Origin of the sequence: Scytonema sp. PCC 10023 (assembly GCF_963920835.1) — a bacterium.
In the GTDB taxonomy this organism is placed as follows: Bacteria; Cyanobacteriota; Cyanobacteriia; order Cyanobacteriales; family Nostocaceae; genus Kalymmatonema.
This window is the reverse complement of the sequence record NZ_CAWUDP010000278.1, coordinates 1-1,653: the sequence shown is the minus strand read 5'-3', so window position 1 is coordinate 1,653 and position 1,653 is coordinate 1. Positions and strand designations below refer to the sequence as shown.

At 37.7% G+C, this 1,653-nt stretch carries 3 protein-coding genes; 1 reads left to right on the top strand and 2 read right to left on the bottom strand.

Annotation, left to right across the window (positions count from 1 at the left end):
- Positions 1-512: 512 nt before the first annotated feature.
- The gene (locus ACM0OZ_RS48685) at positions 513-1,103 is read right to left on the bottom strand and encodes an HARBI1 family protein (protein ID WP_414590130.1); all 591 of its coding nucleotides are present in this window, start codon (positions 1,101-1,103) and stop codon (positions 513-515) included.
- Positions 995-1,405, bottom strand: coding sequence for a helix-turn-helix domain-containing protein (locus ACM0OZ_RS48680; protein WP_414590129.1), 411 nt, complete (start codon positions 1,403-1,405; stop codon positions 995-997). Before ACM0OZ_RS48680 ends, ACM0OZ_RS48685 begins: the two co-directional genes overlap by 109 nt.
- 66 nt (positions 1,406-1,471) lie before the next feature.
- Here ACM0OZ_RS48680 and ACM0OZ_RS48675 point away from each other — a divergent pair, with 66 nt between their 5' ends.
- Positions 1,472-1,639, top strand: a complete 168-nt coding sequence (locus ACM0OZ_RS48675) for a hypothetical protein (RefSeq protein ID WP_414590128.1) — start codon at positions 1,472-1,474, stop codon at positions 1,637-1,639.
- Positions 1,640-1,653: the final 14 nt, after the last annotated feature.

Below are 1,653 nucleotides of genomic sequence, written 5' to 3'. Positions count from 1 at the left end.
CCTGAAGACAAACCTCCTGAAGACAAACCTCCTGAAGACAAACCTCCTGAAGACACGTAACTCCTCACAGCAAGAATTGGGTTTGTTGAGAGTAAGATGAAAAACTACCAGGACTTACGCAACTGGCACAGGCGAACGCTCAATTTTAGTACAGATGTATTGCATGACAAACGCAACTGATCGGACGAGATCGCCATTGATATAGTATGTAAGTACTAACCCAAGTTGCGGGTTATCAAATTCTAGGTTTTTCGCATCTGTCGATTCATGTGATCGCCCATGAGAATTTGACGGTTGCGCGTAGCGCAACCGCAACTTCCTTAACTCAATAGACATCTCCGAAAACAAGCAAACCTAATCTGAAACTAACTTTAAGCAGGCGATCGCAGAATTGTAAAAGAACGCCAGTTTAACGTTAGAATAGTATTTTGAGATGCTTTTTGTTAAGAACAGGGGAAAATATAGGTTTATAGGTACCTAATTTTAACCCCGTTAAACAGATAAGTTTAAACTTATAAGACTAACGCTCCAATTCTTAACCTTACAAGTCCACAAATTGTGAGAATAATTTCTTCATATTTATGGGGTTTCAATCGAAATCTTTCTTGAGCTACCCTGAAGATTTTCACAAAACGAATTATATGTTCAACAAATATTCTTTCAGATGATAACTCTTTATTTAATTGTTTTTGTTCGGGCGTTAATTCTTGGTTTTTTTGTTTCTTCTGTGGAGTTTTAATTGACGGTTCTCCCACATAACCTTTGTCACCGTTAAATCTTTGTTTTGGGTCAAAACCTTTTTGCTGCTCTCTAAACAGATTTATATCACTTTTCGGACCTGGTTTACCTGCTACAACATCAACAATGTCTGTACCGTCAGGTAAAACTATTAACTGGTTTTTTAAAGTATGATTTTTCTTTTTACCCGAATAATACTTTTTTTGCTCCTGATATTCTCCAGGGCGTTCCCTCGGCTGCTCACAGCTATCTACTATTAATTCATACTCTGTGAGAATTTCTTTAACAATTTCGTAGTCACTAGAGTTTTTTTTACTTGTTCTAACATACTTGAAGGTAACAATTCTCTTAACAGTGGGAACCAATAGTTAAAAGTGTCATTTGCTGTGGTCTCACTAACTCCAAATTGGATACCCAGCAATTGAAATGTAGTCAAATGTCTTAAGTAAATTAAAGTTAATATTATCTGCTCTCCCATAGACAGCTTGACTTTCCGACCTCCACCTCCCTTAATAATTCTTATTTTTTGTTCTTCGGCTTCTGCCAACTTTTGATTATGTGTGATAAGTGCGTTTTGAATTAACTGCTGTAATTGGTCATATTTTAGACCTACTAAGCGCTGTGCTTGCTCTGGATTGTTCTCGATGTACTCTAGTATGTTAGCCATTTTTATGTGCTAAAAAGGTCATTTTATATTTCTTTATCACGAAAAAACCTATTTCGGAGATGTCTATTGATATCACCTGTTAAAACAGTACCAGCCGCAGTTATCAAGGAAGCGCAGTATCAAGTACCCGCAGTACCAGTTACTAGTCGTCAGCTTTTTGCGGCTGGTACTGCGGCTGGTACTATTGAATTTTCGTATCCGTTCAGGGGGGGCGATCGTGAGAAAAACTCCTGACTAAATTTCCTGTG